This is a genomic window from Pelagicoccus sp. SDUM812005 (genome assembly GCF_031127875.1).
In the GTDB taxonomy this organism is placed as follows: Bacteria; Verrucomicrobiota; Verrucomicrobiia; order Opitutales; family Opitutaceae; genus Pelagicoccus.
In genome coordinates this window covers 23,979-45,034 of record NZ_JARXIA010000011.1, presented here as the reverse complement: position 1 = coordinate 45,034, position 21,056 = coordinate 23,979, and the positions used below count along the sequence as shown (strand labels likewise).

The 21,056-nt window shown below is 59.2% G+C and carries 18 protein-coding genes and 2 tRNA genes; 9 read left to right on the top strand and 11 right to left on the bottom strand.

The window, feature by feature from the left end:
• Positions 1–242: 242 nt before the first annotated feature.
• On the top strand, positions 243–1,262 hold the full coding sequence (locus tag QEH57_RS13795; RefSeq protein WP_309007335.1) for a DUF481 domain-containing protein: 1,020 nt from the start codon (positions 243–245) through the stop codon (positions 1,260–1,262).
• A gap of 131 nt (positions 1,263–1,393) precedes the next feature.
• On the opposite strand, the gene QEH57_RS13790 is transcribed toward QEH57_RS13795, so the two are convergent.
• The 3 genes from QEH57_RS13790 to QEH57_RS13780 all read right to left on the bottom strand — a co-directional run bounded on the left by QEH57_RS13790 (position 1,394) and on the right by QEH57_RS13780 (position 5,057).
• Positions 1,394–2,491, bottom strand: coding sequence for a crosslink repair DNA glycosylase YcaQ family protein (locus QEH57_RS13790; protein WP_309007334.1), 1,098 nt, complete (start codon positions 2,489–2,491; stop codon positions 1,394–1,396).
• A gap of 89 nt (positions 2,492–2,580) precedes the next feature.
• Complete coding sequence (gene feoB, locus QEH57_RS13785; RefSeq protein WP_309007333.1) at positions 2,581–4,770, bottom strand: ferrous iron transport protein B; 2,190 nt, start codon at positions 4,768–4,770, stop codon at positions 2,581–2,583.
• Positions 4,771–4,829: 59 nt separating this feature from the next.
• The gene (locus QEH57_RS13780) at positions 4,830–5,057 is read right to left on the bottom strand and encodes a FeoA family protein (protein ID WP_309007332.1); all 228 of its coding nucleotides are present in this window, start codon (positions 5,055–5,057) and stop codon (positions 4,830–4,832) included.
• A gap of 86 nt (positions 5,058–5,143) precedes the next feature.
• On the opposite strand from QEH57_RS13780, the gene QEH57_RS13775 reads away from it, so the two are divergent.
• From QEH57_RS13775 to QEH57_RS13765, 3 genes are all read left to right on the top strand, one after another.
• The gene (locus QEH57_RS13775) at positions 5,144–5,308 is read left to right on the top strand and encodes a FeoB-associated Cys-rich membrane protein (RefSeq protein ID WP_309007331.1); all 165 of its coding nucleotides are present in this window, start codon (positions 5,144–5,146) and stop codon (positions 5,306–5,308) included.
• Between the two features lie 110 nt (positions 5,309–5,418).
• A tRNA-Leu gene (locus QEH57_RS13770) sits at positions 5,419–5,503 on the top strand.
• A 313-nt stretch (positions 5,504–5,816) separates the two neighbouring features.
• The gene (locus QEH57_RS13765; protein WP_309007330.1) at positions 5,817–9,251 is read left to right on the top strand and encodes a pyruvate carboxylase; all 3,435 of its coding nucleotides are present in this window, start codon (positions 5,817–5,819) and stop codon (positions 9,249–9,251) included.
• A 109-nt stretch (positions 9,252–9,360) separates the two neighbouring features.
• Here the strand turns inward: QEH57_RS13765 and QEH57_RS13760 are convergent, their stop codons facing one another.
• Positions 9,361–10,821, bottom strand: coding sequence for an MFS transporter (locus QEH57_RS13760; RefSeq protein WP_309007329.1), 1,461 nt, complete (start codon positions 10,819–10,821; stop codon positions 9,361–9,363).
• A 295-nt stretch (positions 10,822–11,116) separates the two neighbouring features.
• Here QEH57_RS13760 and QEH57_RS13755 point away from each other — a divergent pair, with 295 nt between their 5' ends.
• The gene (locus QEH57_RS13755) at positions 11,117–11,500 is read left to right on the top strand and encodes a VOC family protein (RefSeq protein ID WP_309007328.1); all 384 of its coding nucleotides are present in this window, start codon (positions 11,117–11,119) and stop codon (positions 11,498–11,500) included.
• Positions 11,501–11,590: 90 nt separating this feature from the next.
• On the top strand, positions 11,591–12,724 hold the full coding sequence (ugpC, locus tag QEH57_RS13750) for a sn-glycerol-3-phosphate ABC transporter ATP-binding protein UgpC (protein WP_309007327.1): 1,134 nt from the start codon (positions 11,591–11,593) through the stop codon (positions 12,722–12,724).
• Between the two features lie 62 nt (positions 12,725–12,786).
• On the opposite strand, the gene QEH57_RS13745 is transcribed toward ugpC, so the two are convergent.
• A tRNA-Arg gene (locus QEH57_RS13745) sits at positions 12,787–12,858 on the bottom strand.
• Between the two features lie 139 nt (positions 12,859–12,997).
• Between QEH57_RS13745 and rpsR the strand changes: the two genes are divergently transcribed.
• Positions 12,998–13,189, top strand: a complete 192-nt coding sequence (gene rpsR, locus QEH57_RS13740) for a 30S ribosomal protein S18 (RefSeq protein ID WP_309007326.1) — start codon at positions 12,998–13,000, stop codon at positions 13,187–13,189.
• A 67-nt stretch (positions 13,190–13,256) separates the two neighbouring features.
• Positions 13,257–14,240 (top strand): L-threonylcarbamoyladenylate synthase, encoded by a 984-nt coding sequence (locus QEH57_RS13735; protein WP_309007325.1) that lies wholly within the window; start codon positions 13,257–13,259, stop codon positions 14,238–14,240.
• Positions 14,241–14,275: 35 nt separating this feature from the next.
• Here QEH57_RS13735 and QEH57_RS13730 read toward each other — a convergent pair whose 3' ends face one another.
• The 5 genes from QEH57_RS13730 to QEH57_RS13710 all read right to left on the bottom strand — a co-directional run bounded on the left by QEH57_RS13730 (position 14,276) and on the right by QEH57_RS13710 (position 19,201).
• Complete coding sequence (locus tag QEH57_RS13730) at positions 14,276–14,893, bottom strand: HNH endonuclease (protein WP_309007324.1); 618 nt, start codon at positions 14,891–14,893, stop codon at positions 14,276–14,278.
• 188 nt (positions 14,894–15,081) lie between these two features.
• Positions 15,082–15,381 carry a Dabb family protein gene (locus QEH57_RS13725; protein WP_309007323.1) on the bottom strand — a complete coding sequence of 100 codons (300 nt, stop codon included), beginning with the start codon at positions 15,379–15,381 and terminating at the stop codon, positions 15,082–15,084.
• Positions 15,382–15,405: 24 nt separating this feature from the next.
• A complete protein-coding gene (locus tag QEH57_RS13720) occupies positions 15,406–16,002 on the bottom strand; it encodes a hypothetical protein (RefSeq protein ID WP_309007322.1) in 597 nt (198 codons plus the stop codon).
• Between the two features lie 160 nt (positions 16,003–16,162).
• Positions 16,163–17,245, bottom strand: coding sequence for a phosphoribosylformylglycinamidine cyclo-ligase (gene purM, locus QEH57_RS13715; RefSeq protein WP_309007321.1), 1,083 nt, complete (start codon positions 17,243–17,245; stop codon positions 16,163–16,165).
• Between the two features lie 39 nt (positions 17,246–17,284).
• Positions 17,285–19,201, bottom strand: coding sequence for an amidophosphoribosyltransferase (locus tag QEH57_RS13710; protein WP_309007320.1), 1,917 nt, complete (start codon positions 19,199–19,201; stop codon positions 17,285–17,287).
• 303 nt (positions 19,202–19,504) lie between these two features.
• On the opposite strand from QEH57_RS13710, the gene QEH57_RS13705 reads away from it, so the two are divergent.
• Positions 19,505–20,038 (top strand): hypothetical protein, encoded by a 534-nt coding sequence (locus tag QEH57_RS13705; RefSeq protein ID WP_309007319.1) that lies wholly within the window; start codon positions 19,505–19,507, stop codon positions 20,036–20,038.
• Between the two features lie 6 nt (positions 20,039–20,044).
• Here QEH57_RS13705 and QEH57_RS13700 read toward each other — a convergent pair whose 3' ends face one another.
• The gene (locus QEH57_RS13700) at positions 20,045–21,022 is read right to left on the bottom strand and encodes a hypothetical protein (RefSeq protein WP_309007318.1); all 978 of its coding nucleotides are present in this window, start codon (positions 21,020–21,022) and stop codon (positions 20,045–20,047) included.
• Positions 21,023–21,056 lie beyond the last annotated feature (34 nt).

Here is a 21,056-nt window from a genome sequence, read left to right as displayed (position 1 = left end):
CCAGTTGGAAACGCGGACAGTAGGAGCCGGACTGCGCCGCGCCAAACGAATTCTCCCGCCACCTTTTCCACCCTCGCCCCATGGAGCCTCAAAAAAAAGGACTCAAATATTTGTGACATTTCCCAGCCCCGCCTCCATCCAAACTCGCGAACTACAAACCGAGGAAACATCGATCTATTACTGGACTTTTACGTCTTTGCCCTTTGTTTGACCCAGCAATCTTCACAATACCTACTACAATCATGAAACTAGTATCAGTTCTCAGCGCAGCCGCAGCCCTTCTCGTAAGTGCCGCATCAGCAGACACGATCGTCACCACCGACGGCTCTACCATCACCGGTAAGATCCTCGGCATCGATGGCGGCAAGATCACCGTCAAGACGGACTTCGCGGGCAAGATCACCATCGACCAAAAGCTGGTCGAGTCGATCAACACCGACGAAGACGTCGCCCTCTCCCTCGAAGACGGCACCGTGGTCCAAGGTCCCGTAAGCGGCCAAGGCGGAACCCTCGTCGTACGAGGCGCCAACGGCACCATAACCAGCACCGTCGCTTCCATCGACGAAACCTGGATGCCCGGCCAAAAGAGCCCCACCCAAATCGCCGCCGAGCGCAAGTGGGCCTATGAAGCAGCCTTCGACCTCACCGGCAAATCAGGCAACAAGGACTCCACTGGCATGGGCACGCAATTCCGCGCCACCCTAGCCGGCCAGCAAGACACCCTCGCTTTCTTTGCACGCGCCAACTTCCAGGAAGTAGACGGCGACAAGAGCGCCGACGAGGCCCGCGGCGGAGTCGACTACTCCAACAACTTCGGCAAAAGCTACAACTGGTACGTACGCACCGAGTTCGGTTACGACGCCATCAAGGACATCGACCAGTTCTTCACCGTAGCAGCTGGTTTCGGATACGTCTTCTCCGATACCGACACCCGCAAGCTCAGCATGCGTGCCGGTCTCGGTTACCTCTCCGAGAACTACGGCGTCAAGACTGACCTAAGCGCCGCCAGCTTCGACCTCGGCCTCTCCCACAAGGAAACCTTCAAGTGGGGCACTTGGACCAACCGCGCGACCTACACGCCAACCCTCGAAGACTTCGGCAACTTCCGCCTCGTCTACGACTCGAGCCTCAACTTGCCGCTCAAGTCCGAAGGATGGAGCATCCGTACCGGCGTTAACTTCGACTACAACAGCGAAGTCATCGGAACCGAGAAGGAACTCGATACCACCTACTACGTTCGCATGGTGCTGAAGTGGCTCTAAGCCCTTCCTTCCAAAACAATTTTATAAAACCACAAGCCGCGTCCCGCCAGGGTCGCGGCTTTTTCGTGCATTCAGAAAACCGATACAGCAGCAACGCCCCTTCTCCGTCGCCAATCGGGAAGTCGATCCAACTAAAACGCGAGCTCCCAAGCCCCGCTCCCAAGCCCAAGGAACTTGGCCAGCGCTTCCACCTCATTCTCCACTGCCAAGCGAAACGCCTTCTCGCGAGGACGCTTGCCCACGTATCCAAGCGCCACCTTCAAGTGCCCCGCCTCCACCTTCGCGTTCGCCCACCCCAGAACCCGATCCTTCCAGAGCAGCGGCATCGCGTAATAACCCCGCTCCCGCTTCGCCGCGGGCACGTACGCCTCGAAACGATAGGTCCACCCCCAAACCTGCTCGAAGCGCTCCCGATTTCGCACCAAGGGATCGAAAGGGGCTAAAATCCGCGCCCGCTCCGGCACTTCCTCATTCATCCATTCGTCGCGTATCCAAACATAAGATACCCCTTCCACCACCAGCTCCTGCAGAATGCCTTCCTCCCGTAAACCGTCCAAAACCTCCAGGCGTTCGCGCCGCGCCGCCAGCAAACTCCGATGGTAGCCGAGCTCCGAAATCAAAAAGCGAGCCGAGGTCGGTCCAAAGACGTGAGCCGTAGCAAGGAGAAGACTGCGGTAGCGCTCACGCGGCGACAATTCCGAAGCATCGCTCGCCGGCGGCACCTGATAAACCCGCACCCCTTTCTCACGCCGGCAAACCCGCAAGAGGCCAGCGTCATGCAAATCCTCCAAAACCCGCTTGCTCGCCTTCGACTTGCCGCCCCAATAGTTCCGCACCGACGCCGTGCCGAAACGCTCGTCCAAGTCTCGCGGATGCGCCTCGCCCCACTCTCCGACCGCGTCCAGCACAGCACGCTCCAACTTGTCCAGCTTCGCCCTACCTCCGCCGCGCACGCTTCGCCAAAGTTCAGGAGTCATAATGCCATAAGCGAAAAGATAGCCCTCCTCCGCCGACATCTCCGGAAAACGAGCCTCCAAATCCCCGGCCAGATAAGCAGCCACCCGCTGTCGCAACATCAAATCCTGGGCCCGCGCCGGACAGCGGATCGGATCCGCCTGCACGAACTGCAAGCCCGCCAGAGCGGCATCCAAATCTGGATACACCGGAAAGGAGCCAGCTACAAGCCGCCGCCTAAAAGCGTTCACTCCTAACTGCTCGATCCCTGCCATCTTCGCTGTAGCTCGGAACTTTCAGCTCAAGCAGAGCCTCAGAGCAGCGGAAACCTCCCGCTCCTCCCTGCAAGCTTGCGCGTTCATCGTCACAATAAACTGCCCACTTGGTAAACCACGATTGCCGCGATCCACGCTAGAGTCGTCATGAAGACGAAAGAGAACAGGCCATACCTCCAGCTCGTCTCCTGAGAAATCACCGCCACCGTGGCGCCGCACTGCTGGCAAAGGGCAAAGAAGACCATGATCGCCGAAACCACTGGAATGGTAAAGATCGGCTGCCCCGCTTTCTCCCCTTCCTGCCATTTCTGGTTCGCCATCACGTCGCGCAAATCGCCGCTCTCCTCGTCCACATCGCCCCCGAGGCTATAGATAATGCCGAGCGTCGAGATAATCACCTCGCGGGCCGGGAAACTCGCGATCACGCCTACCGTGATCTTCCAGTCGAATCCCGCCCAAGCAAACACCGGCTGTACTGTTTTTCCAATACGTCCTAGGTAGCTCTGCTCGACGTAGGCCGACGCGATCCTGCGATCCAAAGCATCGGCCAGCTCCTCGTCCGACTCGAGCAAGGCCAGCGCTTCAGCCTGCTCGACACCCAACTCCGAAGCCTGGGCCGCCGCGAAATCAGCAGTCACGGACTCGGCCACCTCCTCGCTGCGCGGGAAATACAAGAGCGCCCAAATCACGATCGTGATCGCAAAGATCACCGTACCGGCATTCTTCACGAACTCCTTGCCCTGATTATACATGCGCAGCAAAACGTCGCGCACCTTCGGGACCTGATAGGAAGGCATCTCCAACACGAAGGTCTGAGGCGGAATCTTCAGGATGTATTTGTTCGCCACATACACGAACGGCATCGCAACCAAGAGCCCCACGAAGTGCATCGCGAACAAGGTCGCTCCCGCTACAGCGGCCCCATAGCTCGGCTCGATAAAAGCCCCGATCATCAAAACGTAAACCGGCAAGCGAGCCGAACAGCTCATGAACGGAGCCAGCAGGATCGTAATGATTCGAGCCTTCGGATCCTGAATCGTACGCGTCGCCATCACACCCGGGATCGCGCAAGCGTAGCTCGAAAGCAGCGGCACGAAACTCTTTCCCGACAATCCGCACCAGCTAAAGAGCTTATCCATCAAAAAGGCCGCTCTCGCCATGTATCCAGTATCCTCCAACAAAGTGATGAAGAAAAACAGGATCAAAATCTGTGGCAAAAAGATGAACACCGCGCCGACACCTTCCACGATGCCGTCGGTGGCCAGGCTCTGCAGCATCGGCCATTGGACGAGCCAGCTGCCCACCTGATCTTGGATCATTCCCTTGCCGGCGTCGATCAGGTCCATGAAGGGCCCTGCCCAACTGTAGACCGACTGGAACACCACGTACATCAGGCCTAGAAACGCGAACAAGCCCCAAACCTTATGGGTCAAGATCGAGTCGATCGACTCGCTCCCGCTGCTCGAACGCGTAGTATCGATTTCAATACACGGAGCGATTCGCTCCTTGATCTCGCGATAGAGAAGCACCGTCTCCGCATTGCCCGGATTCAAGCCGCCCTTGAAAAGCATTTGGCGACCAGCATCGATCGCCGCAGAAGCTTGCTGTGGCGAGACTCCATGCCGCACGAAAAAGCTGCGGTCCTCGTCGAAAACGCTACGATGCAAGACAGCCCGCGACGCCAAGCCGCGCACCGATTCCGGCAGCGCCGCTCGCGCCGCATCCAAGGCCTTTTCCACCGACTCCGGCCATTTCGCCTCGATCAAGTGCGGCTTGGATACCAAAGCCGCCGCTACCACTTCCTTCAGCTCGGTGATGCCTTCCGCCCGGGCAGCCGAAATCGGCACCACCGGAACACCCAAAGCCTGCTTCAAGCCCGCGATGTCGATCCTGATGTTCTTTTTGCGAGCCGAATCCCAATGATTCACCGCCACCACCATGGGAATTCCCAGCTGGGCAGTCTGGTAGGCGAGGAACAAGTTGCGCTGCAGGTTCGTCGCGTCCGCGATAAACAGCACCAAGTCCGGACGTTCCACCGTCTCCATCTCGCCCAGCAAAGCATCCACCACCACACGCTCGTCCGGCGAATCCGCCGCCAAGCTGTAGGTGCCGGGCAAGTCGATGATCTCAGCGATGTTCTTGCCGTAGATCATGCGCCCCACCTTGCGCTGGACCGTTACGCCCGGATAGTTGCCGACCTTCTGGCGAAGCCCCGTGAGGCAATTGAAAAGGGTGCTCTTACCTGTGTTCGGATTTCCGAGAAGAGCGATTCGTACCATTCCGCCCTCAGACGGGATATTTTCAGTTGCCACAATCTAAATACGTCGAGACTCGAAAGCTAAAGCGCCTGCACCGTGATCTTCGCCGCATCCTCGCGACGGAGGCTCAGATGCCGACCGTCCACCTCCAGCGCAATTGGATCCCCCAGCGGGGCCGCCTTCACGAAACGAACCGTCGTGCCAGGCATCAAGCCCAACTCCATCAAGCGCCTCGCCGCCGAAAACTTCGGCATGTAACACGCGATGCGAGCAGACTGTCCCTGGGTTAGATCGTTTAGCGTTTTCAATTTTTTATGCTGCGTTTAAGGATTTGATGCTTGTTGAGACCGAGTTTCAGTATAGATTAGCGGAAGTCAACTTGCATTTTGGACAAATGGAAAGCACCGCAGAACCTCTCGTCGTCGCCCTGATCGTACTCCTTGCCGGAGCCTACCTCGGCCGACGCTACCTGCTCAAGCGACGCAAGGCCGCCAGCGGATCCTCCTGCGCAGGCAGCTGCGGCTGCGGAGCCACCAAGCCCAAGGCCGCCCACAAATAGCCGGCCAAAGGCTCCGCCTCGCCCGGGCTCCGCGCAACATCGCCACTCCCGCAAATTCCAGCTTGCGCACCGCCGCCAATTCATTTTTCGTTTCGCCCTTCTCAACACCTGCCCAGGTGGTGGAATTGGTAGACACGCATGATTCAGGTTCATGTGCCGCGAGGCGTGGAGGTTCGAGTCCTCTTCTGGGCACCACTTTTAAAAACCGCGATTGCCGCGGTTTTTTTTGTGCGCCGAGGCAGCGATCCAACAAAGGGCCTTGCCGCGAAACGCTTCCGCGCGCGACCAGTGCCCGCCCTCTGGATACAAGCCCAGCCCCGCTCCGGCCAGGGAAAGGAAGGACCTCGAGCTCGATTCGCCCGCCCCTGCCCGCATATGATTTACTGTCAGCCCTTTATCCGGCAGCAGCGAACGGATTCACGTTGAATTCTCAGCCAAGACAGCTTCTCTCTCTAATGAGCCCGATCATGCGACTCTATATACCCAATCTAACCCATCCCCCCTGTCTGTGAAAAAAATACTTGTTGCTAATCGTAGCGAGATCGCCGTGCGCATCTTCCGCTCCGCCACCGAACTGGGCCTACGCACCGTAGCCATCTACTCCCACGACGACCGCTTTGGCGTGCACCGCTTCAAAGCCGACGAAGCCTACCTCGTCGGCGAAGGGAAAGGCCCCGTCGCCGCCTACCTCGACATCGAGTCCATCATCAAGGTCGCCAAGGAATCCGGGGCCGACGCCATCCACCCCGGCTACGGCTTCCTCTCCGAAAACCCTACCTTCGCCCGGGCCTGCCGCGATGCCGGCATCACCTTCATCGGCCCCGACGCCGAACTGATCGACAAGATGGGCGACAAGGTCGCCGCTCGAGCCGCCGCCGAAGCAGCCAAGGTCCCCACCTTGCCCGGCACCCAAGACGCCATCTCCAACCCCAAGGAAGCCGCCCGCCTCGCCAAGAAGATCGGCTTCCCCCTCATCATCAAGGCCGCGTTCGGCGGAGGCGGCCGCGGCATGCGCGTCGTCAAGCAGGAGAAGGACCTCCTCCCCTTGCTCGAAGAAGCCCAAAACGAAGCCCAAATCGCCTTCGGCAACAACGCCGTCTTCCTCGAACGCTACATCGAGCGAGCCAAGCACATCGAAGTGCAGGTCCTCGGCGACCGCCACGGCAACGTCGTCCACCTCTACGAGCGCGACTGCTCCGTGCAGCGCCGCCACCAAAAAGTCGTCGAAATTGCACCCTCTATCGGACTCGACCCCCAAATGCGCCAAGCCCTTTGCGACGCCGCCGTCCGCCTCGCCTCGGAGATCGGCTACCAAAACGCCGGCACCGTGGAGTACCTCTACGACTGCGACACCGACGAATGGTTCTTCATCGAGATGAACCCGCGTATCCAGGTTGAGCATACCGTCACCGAAATCGTGACCAGCGTCGACATCGTCCGCTCCCAGATCCTCGTCGCCCAAGGAAAAAAGCTGCACGGCCCCGAAATCCACATCCCGCCGCAAGACCAGATCCCCTGCCACGGTTTCGCCATCCAAAGCCGCATCACCACCGAAGACCCCGCCAACGGCTTCACCCCCGACTACGGCCGCATCGTCAACTACCGCTCCGCCGCCGGATTCGGCGTTCGCCTCGACGGAGCCATGGGCGACACCGGAGCCGTCATCACCCCCTTCTTCGACTCCCTCCTCGTCAAGGTCACCGCCTTCGCCTCCACCTTCGAAAACGCAATCAGCCGCATGGACCGAGCCCTGCGCGAATTTCGTATCCGCGGAGTAAAGACAAACATCCCCTTCATCGAAAACGTCATCCACCACGAGCAGTTCAAGTCGGGCAAAGCGACCACGACCATGATCGACACCTCGCCGGAGCTGTTCGAATTCAAGCCCCGCAAGGACCGAGCCACCAAACTGCTCAACTACCTCGGCGATACCATCGTCAACGGCAACGACCAAGTCAAAGGCCGCCCCGTCCCCAGCATGCAGCTCCCGCTCCTGCGAGCGAGCTACGACCCCAGCAAACCCAAGCCCAAGGGCACTCGCGACCAACTGCTCAAGCTCGGCGCCGACGGCTTCTCGCAATGGCTGCTCAAGCAAAAGCGCCTCATGGTCACGGATACCACCTTCCGAGACGCCCACCAGTCCCTCTTCGCCGCCCGCATGCGGACGGAGGACATGCTCAACTGCGCCGACGCGGTTTCCCAAAACCTACCCAACCTCTTCTCCCTCGAGATGTGGGGCGGCGCCACCTACGACACCTCCATGCGCTTCCTCAAGGAGTGTCCCTACGAACGCCTTCGCTCCTTCCGCGAAAAAACGCCGAACATCCTCTTCCAAATGCTCCTGCGCGGAGCGAATGCAGTCGGGTATTCAAATTACCCCGACAACGTCGTAAGCGCCTTCGTCAAGCATGCCGCGGAAGCAGGCATGGACGTATTCCGCGTCTTCGACTCCCTCAACTACCTTCCCAACCTCAAGGTAGCCATGCAAGCGGTACGCCAAACGCACGCCCTTTGCGAAGGTACCATTTGCTACACGGGCGACATCGACGACCCGAAGCGCGACAAGTATTCGCTCAAGTACTACGTCGAGCTCGCCAAAGAGCTCGAGAAAATGGGCGCCCACATGCTCGCCATCAAGGACATGGCCGGACTCTGCAAACCCTTCGCCATCCCCAAGCTCGTCAAAGCCCTCAAGCAGGAGATCGGCATCCCCATCCACTTCCACACCCACGACTCCTCCGGCATCGCATCCGCCTCCGTCATCAAGGCGGCCGAAGCGGGCGTCGACGTCGTCGATCTCGCCGTATCGTCGATGTCGGGACTCACCTCCCAGCCTAATCTCAATTCCATCGTAGCTGCTCTCGCCGGACACCCCCGCGACACCAAGCTGGACCAACGCGCCCTCAACGAACTCTCCCTCTACTGGGAAGCGGTTCGCCAATACTACGAGCCTTTCGACACCGGTCCCAAGTTCGGATCCGCCGAAGTCTACGAGCACGAAATGCCGGGCGGACAATACACCAACCTGCGCGAACAAGCCTTCTCCCTCGGCCTCGGCCGCCGCTGGCCGGAAGTCGTGCAAGCCTACGAGGAGGTCAACCAGATCCTGGGCGATATCGTAAAGGTAACCCCCTCCAGCAAATGCGTGGGCGACTTGGCCATCTTCCTCGTCACCCGCGGCATCAAAGTCGAAGACGTAGTCAACCTGGAGCCGGGCTCCAGCTTCCCCGCCTCCATCGTCGACATGCTTTCCGGGGGTCTGGGACAACCCAAGGGCGGCTGGCCCAAAGCCGTGCAAAAAGTCATCCTCGGCGACGTTAAGCCACGCAAAGGACGCCCCGGAAGCTACGCCAAAAAAATCGACCTCAAGCAGGAACAGGCAGCCCTCAGCAAAAAACTGGGACGCAAGGCCAGCGAAGACGACCTCTTCCGCCATCTCATGTACCCGGACGTCTTCGCCCAATTCTGCGAATTCGAAAAGAGCTACGGCGACGTATCCGTGCTCCCCACTCCCGCCTTCTTCTACGGCCTCAAGCCCAACGAAGAGATCGAGGTGGAAATCGAAAAGGGCAAAATCCTCTACATCAAGCTCATCAACGTCGGCGACCCCAACGAAGAAGGCTACCGCCACATCACCTTCGAGCTCAACGGCAGAGCCCGCGACATATCCGTATTGGACAAGTCGATACAGTCGACCGCCAAGCCGAAGGAGCAAGCCGTCCCCGGGAACGACAAGCAAGTCGGCGCCCCCATCCCCGGCATGGTTTGCAGCATATCCACCAGCGTCGGAACCAAGGTCAAGAAGGGCGACAAGCTCCTCACCATCGAGGCCATGAAGATGCAAACCACCGTCTACGCGCAAACCGACGGAACCGTCGACCGCATCACCGTAGAAGTCGGCGAAAGCATCGAAGCCAAAGACCTCCTCGTCGTTCTCCGCTAGCAAGCGGAGGGCAATGCCCACCATCTCGAGGGAAGCGGCTTTCGCCTTCATTTCGAAGCGATGCCGCTTCCTTTTTTTATAGAGAGAGCTCCCCCCATCTCGGAGAGCCTCAAGAAACCGCGCCGCGGCGCTTCTCCAGCTCCCTCCGGATTTCCAACGCCTTCGCTTCCGTCAAGCCATAGGTCACCATGATCCAAATCGCGATTGCCGAAGCGACTACAGGTACCAAGATATCGAATACGCGCAAGAGCAGCAACGTTCCATCCCCTTGTCCGCCGCCGAGCTCCACGTCGAAGCCCGTCACGTTTAGCAGCACGCCAGAAAACGAAAGCGCCAAGGCCATGCCCAGCTTGACCACCCACCAAAAGATGGACCCATACATGCCCTCCCGCCGCTCTCCCGTTTCCATCTCGTCCAGATCGCAAACGTCCGCCACCATGGACCCCATCAGAGTAAACAGGCCGCCGAGTCCAAATGCGATCAAGGGAGCAGGCAAAAGCAAAAGGTTCGGATTGCTCGGGTCGTAGCAAAACCACTTCAAGCCGTAGCCGAGAATCGAGATCCCGGTCGAAAGAAAAAAAGTCCGCCGCTTCCCGATCCGAGTAGAGACCCAAGTAACCAAAAAGATGACGCAAAAGGTGCTGATGGACGAGACCGTACCGAACCAGCCGATGTACCGCGCGCCCAAATCCTGATCCCCAGCGAATACATAATAGATGATCACGTAAGACGAAAAGGCCGACACCATCATGAAGCCGTTGAAGACCAAAAAGGTCGCCCCGCAAAGCTTCAGGAACGGTCGAAAACGAATCGTCGCCCAAAAGCCTTTGCCAAACGAGCGCGCCTGCCTGAGCAAACCGGACAAGAAACCACCCTCCGCTTTGCATTCACGCTTTGGATACGCATCCGATTCCGCAAAACGCTCCCTGCAAAAGAGAGCCGGCACCACGCCCACCACGGCCACGAAACAGCCCACCCCGATCGCTAGACCGCGAGCGCCCGCAACCGAATCCTCGAAAAGCGAGTCGTTCTCCATGATCGCGTAAAACCAAGGAACCGCCACCCAAGCGAATTGGCCGATGAAGTTCGCCACTCCCATCAAGCGAGTCCGCTCGTTGTAGTCCGGCGTAAGCTCGTAGCCCATCGCCACCCAAGGCGTTGCGAATACGGTGTAGGCCAGGTAGAACAAGATCGACCCGAGCAAGAAATACCAAAAGTAGAACGCCTCGCTGTATCCAGACGGCAGCTGCCAAAGCAGGGCAAAAACGAGCCCCGAAACCAACGCCCCCACGAAGATAAAGGGACGCCGCCTCCCCCACCGCGATCGCGTATGGTCCGAGACATAGCCCATCAACGGATCCGTAAGGGCATCGGTCAGCCGCGGGATCGCCATCAAAAGCCCCACCACCGCAGGATTCATCTTCAAGCCCGTCACCAGAACGATCGACATCATGCCAATCGCCGCCCCCAACAAATTGTTAGCTAACGCCCCCGCCCCATAGGCGACCTTCAAGGGAAAGGAAATACGCGCCTCGGAAGCGAGGGAAGTCGAGGACAGTTTCGTGGGCATGCGGCCAATGAAACTGCAGCCACTCCAGAGTCCATCCCAAGGCTAAGTTTATTCTTACTAAAAAGCGGCTCAGCCCCTCGCCACGCCCATAGCGAACTTGACCCAGACGCTTCCCCACAAATAGTCCAAACACCGCATGCAACTCCCCGCCCGATCCAAGCCCTTCCCTCGTCTGCGACTCCCTTTCAGGCCTAGTCTACTCCCACCTACTCCGAATCCAAAATTCGGATACCCAAGCGAGCTAGCCGCCTAGATCTTCCCCCTCCCTTTTTCCTAAACAAAAACCACCCTTGCTATGAAAATCGAACACTTCGCAATCAACGTATCGGATCCCCAGGCCTTCGCCGCCTGGTATGTCGCCAACTGCGGCATGAGTATCGCCCGCAAGCTGGACCAAGCTCCCTTTACCCATTTTCTGGCGGACTCCACCGGCTCCGTCATGGTCGAAATCTACAACAACCCGACCGATCAAGTCCCAGACTACCGGAGCATGGATCCGCTCATCCTCCACCTCGCCTTCGTATCCGAAGACCCCGACGCCGATCGAGCCCGCCTCGAAGCGGCCGGCGCCACCTTCGCCGAAGAGGTTAAGACCGACGACGGCTCCCACCTCGTCATGCTTCGCGACCCCTGGGGCTTCTGCGTCCAGCTCTGCAAGCGCGGCATCCCCATGCTCTAAGCGGGCAACGACCGCCAAAAACACACGCGAGCGACGCAGCCACGTCGCTCGACCCGCCGCACCGAACCACAAAAGCCGATCCCAATCCCCATGTCAGAAGTCACCCTTTCGAACTTGTCCAAGACCTACCCCGCCGCCGGCAAGAACCCCGCGTTCCAAGCGGTCAAAGGCATCGACCTCCAGATCCGAGATCGAGAGTTCATGGTTCTCGTCGGCCCTTCCGGCTGCGGCAAGTCCACCACCCTGCGCATGATCGCCGGACTGGAGGAGATCACGGACGGCACCATCGCCATCGGCGAAACCGTGGTCAACAACACCCTCCCCAAAGACCGCGACATCGCCATGGTCTTCCAAAACTACGCCCTCTACCCCCACATGACGGTGTACGACAACATGGCTTTCGGCCTCAAGCTGCGGAAGTACAAGAAAGACGAAATCAAGGCCCGCGTCGGCGAAGCGGCCTCCATGCTCGGCCTCCAAGACATGCTCGACCGCAAGCCCAAAGCCCTCTCCGGCGGACAACGACAGCGCGTCGCGGTCGGCCGAGCCATCGTACGAAAGCCCAAGGTTTTCCTCTTCGACGAACCCCTCTCCAACCTCGACGCCAAGATGCGCGTCTCCACCCGGGCCGAGATCTCCAAGCTTCACAAGAGCCTCGACGCCACCATGATCTACGTCACCCACGACCAAGTCGAAGCCATGACCATGGGCGACCGCATCTGCATCATGAACGCGGGCGAGATCATGCAAGTCGACACCCCGCTCGCCGTCTACAACGAACCCGCCAACCTATTCGTGGCCGGCTTCATCGGCAGCCCTCCCATGAACCTTCTGTACGGCACCGTCGCCAAAAGCGGCGACCAGCTCGTCTTCCAGGAAAACGACGGCCAAACCGCCGGCATCCAAGTTCCGCTCGACGCCCGACTCTCCCGCCTCGCCCAGAAACGCATCGGAAGCGAAATCGTCTTCGGCATCCGCCCCGAACACATCAAGATGCTGTCTTCCCCCCAAGCCGCACCCGCCGCAAGCATCCCCGCCATCGTAGACAACTCCGAACCCATGGGCTCGGAAACCTTCCTCTACCTCCTGACCGGCTCCCACAAGCTCGTCGCCCGCATTCCTCCTACCGGCCGCTTCGAGCCAGACACCGCAACCCAACTCGCCTTCGAAACCGAAAAAGCCCACCTCTTCGACCCCCAAAGCCAAGAACGCATCACCGAATAAAGCTCCGGAAAGCCCAAAGAATCCTAATCGACATATCCACGCTACCTCACCGCATCCCCCACTAGGACCACCGGGAATCGAACCCAGATCTAAGGTTTAGGAAACCCTTGTTCTATCCGTTGAACTATGATCCCAGGGATGCCAGCCGTCAAAATGGCTAGAGAGGCAAATTTCTGCAGGATGAGACTCTTTCTGTAAAGAATTAGCTGCCGAGAAAATCTCGCTTTCCGTTGTTGACAAGGGGTCCCGAAGGCCTAGTTTCCGCCGTTCCTTATGAGCACAGAGAAAAAATCACAAAGCCTCACGCCACAAGAGCTGGACCACCACCACGCTCACATTCTCGCTCGCTACGTGACCGAGACTGGCAAGATCATCCCTGCCAAGATGAACCGCATCAACGCGAAACAGCAGCGTAAGATCACCAAGGCAATCAAGCGCGCACGCAACCTGCGCTTGATGAAGTAGTCGACGCGCCCAGCGTCGCAACTGCCACACACGCGGGACCTGGTTGGCCCGCTCGCTCCCTGCATACATGGCGAACATACTCCAACCTACCGAGGAAAACTTACGCGACTTGCGTAAGTTTTTACTTTTTGGGGGTCTCGTCGGCGTTCCTACCGAAACCGTCTACGGCCTCGCAGCCAACGCCTTCGACGCGGAAGCCTGCGCCAAGATCTTCGAGGCCAAGCAGCGCCCCGCCAACGATCCCCTGATTTGCCACATCGCCGGCACGGAAGCCCTCGAGCAAATCTGCCACGCGAACCCACTGGCCATCCGCCTCGCCAAACGATTTTGGCCCGGCCCGCTCACCTTCGTCCTCCCCAAGAAGGACGAGATCCCGGACATCGTCACCGCCGGACTCGACTCCGTAGGCGTCCGCTGCTCCGCCCACCCGGACTTCCAAAAGCTGGTAGCCCAGTGCGAGTTCCCTCTCGCCGCCCCCAGCGCCAACCCCTTCGCCTACATCAGCCCCACCACCGCTCAGCACGTGGAGGCCGGACTCGGATCCAAGATCCAATTCATCCTCGACGGCGGCCCCTGCTCCTTCGGCGTCGAATCCACCATCCTCGACCTACGAGACGAAAACTCCCCGCGCGTCCTTCGCTACGGAGCCCTCGCGGTCGAAGAAATCGAAGCCGAACTCGGCCGCTCCATCGAAAAGCCGATCGTCACCACCGCCGACGAATCCGTGCAGCACCTCGCCCCCGGGTCCCTGCCGAAGCACTACAGCCCCCGCACCCCGCTCGACCTGCGGGGCGGCATCGCCGCCCAGGAGATCGAAGCGCTCCCGCCCCAAACCGCTGCCCTCCTGCTGGCCAAACCCAAGCAAGCCGTCGGCGAAAACGTGCATTGGCTCTCCGAAAACGGAAAGCTTAGCGAAATCGCCGCCAAGCTCTTCGCCAAGCTCCGCGAGCTCGACGAAGCCGGCTACCAGCGAATCATTGCCGAAGAAGCCCCCGAGCTCGGACTAGGACTCGCCATCAACGACCGGCTCCGCCGCGCCTCCTTTCGCTAGGAGACAGCAGCTCGCTGCCCGCCGCGCCTCGAGCGCTACTTCTCCAGCTCCACGTTCCAGTAAGCGAGATCGAGGAAATGCTTCCACGCTTCCTGCTTCTTTCCGCGAGTGACCAAATTGATTACCGGACGCCACTTCGGCGCCGAAGGCTTGCGGATCAGGTGCATCTTCGCCTCGTGCGGCAAACGGTTCGCCTTGCGAGAATTGCAGCTGACGCAGGAGCAAACGATATTCTGCCAAGTCGTCTTTCCGCCGTAGTGACGCGGAATCACATGGTCCAGGTTGAGCTCCTCGGAAGGCATCTTCTTCGAACAGTACTGACAGGTGTACTTGTCTCGCTCGAATACGTTGTGCCGGGTCAGCTTCACTTCCTTGCGCGGCATCCGATCGAAGACCGAGAGCAGGATCACCCGCGGAACGCGAATCGGAAACTTTACGGTGTGGACGAGCTCCAGCTCGCTAGCAGGTGGATTGTGCCGAGAAAAATCGACCCAATCCATCATGTTGAAGACTTCGAAGTTCTCGTCTTCCGCATGGACTATTTGCGCATGGCCGCTCGCGAGGAGCGAAAAGGCGCGCTTGGCGGCGATAACATTCACCGCCTGCCATAACCGGTTCAAGACCAAGACCGGTTCCATAAGGGCAGCTTCCATGGGGAAGTACTTTCTACCCAAAGCCCCAAAACTGTCAAGGTACGATAAAACGCCGCCGGTGGATGTTACCGGAGCGTCACTCACGTATTCAAAAATCGGATCGCGCCCATAGCCGAGCCTCAGCCCGCGACCACAGGAAACGGATCCTGCAATGCGGACGCGGGTCAAAGCTCCACGCCACGGCTTCCCTACTCGCCGTCGAAGACGCGAACCTTGGCGAAAAACTGCTTCTGGTTCGCGATGAAAGCGTGATGAATCGGATGGTCCTGGTAGATGTCATGGTCCGCCACATTCTCCACGATCACCGTCAGCATGTAGTCCCAGTCCGTCTGCACGACCGGACGCTTCGCCGTGTCGGCGACCTTGCCGATGTAGCAGGCCTTCGCCACGTCGATGGTAGCGAGAGAATTCAAGCCCTTCTCAAAGGCAGCGACCTGTTCGTCGCTCATTCCGGGAGTGAGGTTAAAGAGAACTGTGTGAACGAGCATAATAAATGGGTTGCGGGTTAAAGGCTATTGTTCGCCAATGGCGGTAAAGCGGTCAAGCGCCGCTTCGATGCGAGCTTGGTTTTCCTTATAGAACGCGAAGGCGCCAGCCTCCCGGTTGATTACGATCACGCCAAGAATCATGCGAATCGTATCCGCCGCCTCAAACAGCTCCGGATTCGCGTCCTCGCCCGCAAGCCGCCCCTCCAACCAGGCGAGGTTCTCGCGCATATCCAGCTCCATCTCCTCTTCCGCCGTGGCAAATTCGCTCAGGAAAGTAAGCTTCAAGTTCACCGCGATCACATCGCGCCCTAACAAGCCCGCAGACGACCAGACCTTTCCCTGTGTAGCCACAACCGAAGGATCTTCTTCGTAGGCGATCTCCAACCAAAGCTCCGAATGCTTCGCCGCCGCCTTTTCCAGCAAAGGCAAGGACGCTTCGAAATACGCGAGCTCGTCCTCAGTTAATGGATACGCAAGCACGTCGTACATATTTCCGCCCGTGTCGCCGATCAGCCACTTCGAGCCCGAGACTTGGCTCTCCGGCTCTGGCTCCGGCTGAGAGGAGCACGAAAATAGAAAAACGAGCGGAAGCGATAGCAATAGGTGGAAAAAGGTTTTCATCGGCTTGCAGAAGCATGTCCGCTCTCCCGCCAGTTGCTACTACATTCTGGGCCAAAACGCCGGGACCGGGCCAGCGCCGCGGCTCGCGACATCGCTCCACGAAAAAACCGCAGCCCTTGCGAGCTGCGGTTCCAAATAAAGAAAAGCGGAAGAGCGCGAACTACTTCTTAAGCTGAACCTTGCCGGTTCCCTTGATAGCCTGGCCAACCTTGACCGCCTTGCAGCCGTTCGCATGGCAGAACTCGAGGATCTCGTCGGCTTGCTTGCCGTCCACCACGAGCGTCATGCCGATGCCCATGTTGAACACTTCGTACATCTCGTCGAAGTCGATGCCGCCCTTTTCGCCGATAAGCTTGAAGATAGGCAGGGGCTCCCAAGCGGAAGTCTCGATCTCCACGTCCACCTTCTCGGGAAGGATGCGCGGAATGTTCCCCGTGAAGCCACCACCCGTGATGTGGGCGATGCCAAAGACGCCGTTGCCCTTGCGCACCTTGGAAGAGGTACCTTGGTTGAACTTGGCGAGCAGCGGCTGCAGCAACGGAGCGTAGTTGGTATGCGGCGCCATCAAGGCCTTCTCGATCGTTTGACGCGTGCCGGGAACCTTGTCCTTGAGCGTGAGCTTGGCCTTATCGAAGATCACCTTGCGAGCGAGCGTATAGCCGTTGGTGTGAAGACCGCTGGAAGGCAGGCCGATCACCACGTCGCCCGGACGAATGGTCGAACCGGAAAGCATCTTCTTCTTTTCGGCGATACCCACGATCACACCTGCGATATCGTACTCACCTTTCGAATACATATCGGGGAGCTGCGCCGTCTCGCCGCCGATCAAGGCGCAATTCGCGCCGGCGCACGCTTCCGAGATCCCAGCTAGGATTTGCTTGAAGACCTTTGGCTCGAGCTTGCCGAGACCGAGGTAGTCGAGGAAGAAGAGCGGCTCCGCTCCGATCACGGAGATGTCGTCGATACAGTGGTTTACGATATCGAGCCCCACGCTCTTATGCTTGCCGGATTCGAAAGCGATTTTGAGCTTCGTACCCACTCCATCGATACTGCTAACGAGAACTGGCTCCTTGTACTTGGACTTCGACAGGTCGAACAATCCGCCGAAACCGCCCACCGCGCCAAGAACTTCGGGGCGCGAAGCGCTCTTGAGCGATTGCTTGAGGCCGCCCTTCATGCGGTCGGCCAGATCGATGTTAACGCCTACTTCAGCGTACGCTTTTGTTTTTTTCTTAGCAGCCATCTTTAGTGAGGATAGGAAACAAGTTTAATCCGGAAACGCCTAGTAAGCGCGGCCCTTGGCCTTTTCGTAGTAGTTGATAAAGGCGCGATTCACCACCTGGAAACCGCCCGGAGTCGGGTAGTTGCCAGTGAAGTACCAGTCGCCATCGTGGCCATCGAGGGCCTTGTGCAGGTTCTCCACCGTTTGGTAGATCACCTGAAGCTCGCCCTTCCAGTCCGTATCGTACGGATACACCAGCTGGGCGATCTTAGCGGAAATCTCGTCATCGGTGAACGGCTTGTAGATCTCTTGCACGTAGTTCACCGTGTTGGGAGCCTCGCCGTTCTCCGCGTCGAGACACTTGCGGTAAACCTCGGAAATCACGTCCTTCTTGCCGCGCTCCTTGAGCAACTCGATAGCCGCCTCGAAGGCGATAAACTTGCCCAACTCCGACATGTCGATGCCGTAGCAATCGGGATAGCGGATCTGCGGAGCGGTGGAAGCGATGATGATCTTCTTGGGCTCGAGGCTGCCGAGGATCTTCAAGACCGACTTGCGCAGCGTGGTGCCGCGCACGATGGAGTCGTCCACGCAGACAAGATTGTCGTTCTCGGTAACGATCCCGTAAGTCACGTCGTAGACGTGGGAAGCCATCTCGTTGCGAGAGTCCTCGGAGGAGATGAAGGTGCGCAGCTTCTGGTCCTTGTGGGCGATCTTTTCGCCGCGAGGCCAGTTCTTCATGACCAACTCGTCGAGCTTATCCGCGTCGAGCTCGCCCTTTTCCATGGCCTGCAGGATTTGGTCGCGAACCTCGCGACGGCGAATCAAACGCAACTCCTCCAGCACGCCGAAGTAGGCGACCTCCGAAGTGTTCGGCACGAAGCTGATCACCGTGTTTTCGAGATCGCGGTCGATGCCGGCCATGATTTGCTCGCAAAGGCCGCCGCCTAGAGCCTTACGCTCCTTGTAGATGTCGGCGTCGTTGCCCCGGGAGAAATAGATGCGCTCGAAGGAACATTGCTTGGGCTCCGGATAAGGCTCCTTGAACACCTCCTGCGTCACCACGCCCGCCTTGTTGATGACGATAATGTTGCCCGGAGGCACCTCACTGATGTCTTCCAGCTTCTTATCGAAGATGGTCATGAGCGGAGCTCGCTCGGAAGCGGCGGCGAAGACTTCGTCGTCCTCGAAATAATGGGCCGGGCGAATGCCCAGCGGATCGCGCAGGATGAAGCTGTCCCCGTTGCCGATGGCCCCGATCAGAGCGTAGCCGCCATCCCAAGACTCCGCCGACTTGCGGAACACCTTCGGGATATCGATGCCAGTGAGGATCTTTTCGGCGATCTCGTCGTTGCTGTGCCCTTCGTCGCGAAGGTAGCGGTAAAGATTGTCGTGGGCCTCGTCCAAGTGGAAGCCGACCTTTTCGAGCAAGGCCTGGGTATCCGTCGCGAAAATCGGGTGCTGGCCAATGGCGATGAGGCTCTCGTTGAGCTCCTTCGTATTGGTCATGTTGAAGTTGCCCGCGAGGATCAGGTTCTTGGTCGGCCAGCTGCTGCGACGGAAAAACGGATGGCAAACGCTCAGCGAATAGCCGCCGGACGTGCCATAGCGCAAATGCCCCATGTAAAGCTCCGCCGCGAAGTCGAAGTTCTTCTTAATAGAAGGAACGTAGTCCGGCAGCACTTCCCCGTTGCGAATCAGCTTCTGGTAGCCCTTGAGCGTATCCTTGAAGATGCGATCCAAGGCGTTCGACTTGACGCTGCGCTCGCGAAACATGTACGGCTCGCCCGCTGGCATGTCGAACTTGACCGCTGCGACCCCCGCGCCGTCTTGACCGCGGTTGCGCTGCTTCTCCATCAGGAGGAAGAGCTTGTAGAAGCCCCAAAGCGGGGTGCCATACTTTTCCTGGTAGTACTCAAGCGGCTTCTTCAGACGCACTTGGGCGATACCGCACTCGTGTTTAATCGGGTCGCTCATCGATTAGGCAGAGGGTTTTGTGTAGGTCCAATCGCGAGACTGGAGGAAATCCGGAACGATCTTCGTCGGCATGGCAAAGATGAGATGTGTCTGGAAGCGTGATGTGTGTTCTGTCGACGGGTTTTGTCAGTCCTTCGGACCGAGGCTTGATTGAAAAGCCACCACCTACGGCGATATTTAGAACCCTTGCAACAAATCATTGCTTCTTTTCTCCAGAGATTGTCGATTCAGCGACAAGCCTTGCCGGAAACCTTCCCGTAACACCGAGTTTGCGCGAGCGTCACACTAGGAAAACACTCTACCATGCCTGCATCGCCACCGCTCAAGCCCCTCCCCAACCTCCCCGCCCCCGAGCAAGGAATGGACTGGCGAGCCCTCAACCGCTTCCGAGCCGACGAGCGCAGCTCCGCCTTCTACCTGACCTGCCTGAAGTACGGGCAACACCTTTGGCTGCAACGATTTCCCGCTCGAGCGATCCTCTGCCTCGACCGGGCTTGGGGCGCCGACCTCGACGGCAGCGAGCCCGTCCTGCAGGAATGGCCCCTCCCCTACGCCCCCCTCGTTTCCCTTCTGCAACAAGCCCCAATCGGCGCCTTCCTCGGCAACCCGCGGGTGCACTTCCAGCACTACGCCGACCGCCTCGGCGAGCCCCGACGCCTGCAACGCAAGTGGCGCTCCTGGGCCTGCTGGGCCCTCGCCCGCGCCACCCTGCCCCAACTCCCGGGCGACCCGAGGCACCTCGTCGACGAGCCCAGCCTCGCCCAAATCGAGGACGAACTCTCCCAGCACGGACACCCCGGCGAAGTGGCCCTCTGGCGGGCAGCCTTCCCCCAATAGGCCCAGCTACAGCTCTCGCAGCGAACCGCCGAAACGCTTCGCCAATCGGGCCAAACCCTCGCGCTCGGCCTCGCCCAGCTCGAAGCCGACCACGTGCAAGCGCGGCTTCGCACCCGACCGCAAAACCTCACGGTCCGCGAACGCCAGCAGCTGGTCGAAGGAGATCTTCGGATACGCATACCCGCCGCCGGCCTTCGCAGTCCGACGATTGAGCGACCCGTCCGTCACCAAGAAAATCAAGTCCGGCTGCAGGGCCACGGCTGCCGCCAAAGCAGCCTCGTGCCCCAACAAGGCTCCCGCTACGATCTTAGGGTTCCCCTTCAGCTCGCTGCGGATCCACTCGCTCGCCTGCCGCTTGTTCTTCACCAGAGCCGGAGCCATGTATTCGGAGAACAACTTCGTGCCCTGGCTGAACTGGACGATCCCGAACAAGGTGCCGCCCTCCAAGCCCTCCACCAGCTGGACCGCCTCCTCCTGCAGCCGCTCGATGCTCACGCCCCGCGACGCCGCCTTCCGCACCACCGAAGCCGAGGTATTCACTACGATCACGATGCGGCGCCCGCTGTCCTTCACGCCGAAAAACGCCGCTGCAGACTCCCCGCCGCTCAAGGAACTCGCCAAGCCCATCAAGCCCGAATCCGCCAAAGAGGCCTGCGCCTCCGAGAGAAAAGCCCCCTCCACGCTATCCAAATCAAGCGCCCCCTCGGGCAAAGCGGGCAAGGAAGGCAGATCGTTCTGAAACTCCTGCTCGACCGCCAAGCGCTGGAAACTCTTCGGCTTCGACATGCGACGGCTCAATTCGCGAACCCGATCCAGCCGCTTCGCCTCCGGACGCGCTACCGCAACCACCCGCTCCCCCGAGAATGCCGGCGGCTCCGCCACCGGATCGTCCCGCACGATCACGAACACAGACACCAGCAAAACCGCAACCTGCACCGCCAAAGCGATCAGCAAGGTACTGCGGCTGCGCGATCGGGGATTCAAAGAGTCAGCAGCTTGGGTGGGTAACAAAACGCTC

Excerpts from the sequence above, each read along its gene's own strand:
- QEH57_RS13795 (WP_309007335.1), top strand. The coding sequence starts at position 243 with ATGAAACTAGTATCAGTTCTCAGCGCAGCCGCAGCCCTTCTCGTAAGT.
- QEH57_RS13790 (WP_309007334.1), bottom strand. The coding sequence starts at position 2,491 with ATGGCAGGGATCGAGCAGTTAGGAGTGAACGCTTTTAGGCGGCGGCTT.
- feoB (WP_309007333.1), bottom strand. The coding sequence starts at position 4,770 with ATGGTACGAATCGCTCTTCTCGGAAATCCGAACACAGGTAAGAGCACC.
- QEH57_RS13775 (WP_309007331.1), top strand. The coding sequence starts at position 5,144 with ATGGAAAGCACCGCAGAACCTCTCGTCGTCGCCCTGATCGTACTCCTT.
- QEH57_RS13760 (WP_309007329.1), bottom strand. The coding sequence starts at position 10,821 with ATGCCCACGAAACTGTCCTCGACTTCCCTCGCTTCCGAGGCGCGTATT.
- QEH57_RS13755 (WP_309007328.1), top strand. The coding sequence starts at position 11,117 with ATGAAAATCGAACACTTCGCAATCAACGTATCGGATCCCCAGGCCTTC.
- ugpC (WP_309007327.1), top strand. The coding sequence starts at position 11,591 with ATGTCAGAAGTCACCCTTTCGAACTTGTCCAAGACCTACCCCGCCGCC.
- rpsR (WP_309007326.1), top strand. The coding sequence starts at position 12,998 with ATGAGCACAGAGAAAAAATCACAAAGCCTCACGCCACAAGAGCTGGAC.
- QEH57_RS13735 (WP_309007325.1), top strand. The coding sequence starts at position 13,257 with ATGGCGAACATACTCCAACCTACCGAGGAAAACTTACGCGACTTGCGT.
- QEH57_RS13730 (WP_309007324.1), bottom strand. The coding sequence starts at position 14,893 with ATGGAAGCTGCCCTTATGGAACCGGTCTTGGTCTTGAACCGGTTATGG.
- QEH57_RS13725 (WP_309007323.1), bottom strand. The coding sequence starts at position 15,381 with ATGCTCGTTCACACAGTTCTCTTTAACCTCACTCCCGGAATGAGCGAC.
- QEH57_RS13720 (WP_309007322.1), bottom strand. The coding sequence starts at position 16,002 with ATGAAAACCTTTTTCCACCTATTGCTATCGCTTCCGCTCGTTTTTCTA.
- purM (WP_309007321.1), bottom strand. The coding sequence starts at position 17,245 with ATGGCTGCTAAGAAAAAAACAAAAGCGTACGCTGAAGTAGGCGTTAAC.
- QEH57_RS13710 (WP_309007320.1), bottom strand. The coding sequence starts at position 19,201 with ATGAGCGACCCGATTAAACACGAGTGCGGTATCGCCCAAGTGCGTCTG.
- QEH57_RS13705 (WP_309007319.1), top strand. The coding sequence starts at position 19,505 with ATGCCTGCATCGCCACCGCTCAAGCCCCTCCCCAACCTCCCCGCCCCC.